Annotated in this window: 1 protein-coding gene; it reads left to right on the top strand. The window is 67.4% G+C overall.

The window, feature by feature from the left end:
• On the top strand, positions 1-782 hold a 782-nt coding region (locus D2K64_RS23925; protein ID WP_120010924.1), incomplete at both ends, for an IS110 family RNA-guided transposase.

Raw genomic sequence — 782 nt, 5'->3', positions numbered from 1 at the left:
GCGTCTGGTCGGGTGGCTCTGCGACGGCGTTTGCATCGAGATGGCGTGCTCAAGCTGGCTACAAGCTTGCCAGGCTGCGTGGTGGCGATGGAGGCCTGCTGCGGGGCCCACCACCTCGGCCGGCGGCTACGCGAGGTGGGGCACGAAGTGCGGCTGATGTCCCCCGAATACGTGCGGCCCTATGTGAAGGTGCAGAAGAATGACGATCGGGATGCGGAGGCGATCGCCGAGGCGGCGACCCGGCCGACCATGCGGTTCGTCGAACTCAAGAGCGAGACGCAGCTCGACATGCAGAGCCTGCACCGTGCCCGTGATCGGCTGGTGGGCGAGCGGACGGCGCTGATCAACCAGCTGCGTGCCATTCTGCTCGAGCGCGGCATCACGGTGCCTCAAGGACGACGCAAGCTGGAGGTCTACCTGGATGCCTTGCTGGCCGAGGAGCGGATCGCGCTCAGTCCGCGGATGCGGCTGCTGGTCGAGGACCAGCGGACTGAGTGGCGCGAGTTGGACCGGCGCATCCAGGCCTTTGACGACGAGTTCACGGCCGAGGCCCGGACCGACGAGGCCGCCCGGCTGCTGACCACGATTCCTGGCATCGGGCCGCTGAACGCAACCGCCCTGGTTGCGGCGATCGGTAAAGCTGAGACCTTCGGGCGGGGGCGGGATCTGGCAGCCTGGCTGGGTCTGGTGCCGAGGCAGATGACGACCGGCGGCAAGCCGAAGCTGCTGGGGATCAGCAAGCGAGGGAACGTCTACCTTCGCAAGATGCTGATCCACGGCGC

This window comes from Teichococcus vastitatis (assembly GCF_003604215.1).
GTDB classification, from domain to species: Bacteria; Pseudomonadota; Alphaproteobacteria; order Acetobacterales; family Acetobacteraceae; genus Pseudoroseomonas; species Pseudoroseomonas vastitatis.
This window is presented reverse-complemented; position numbering and strand designations above follow the sequence as displayed.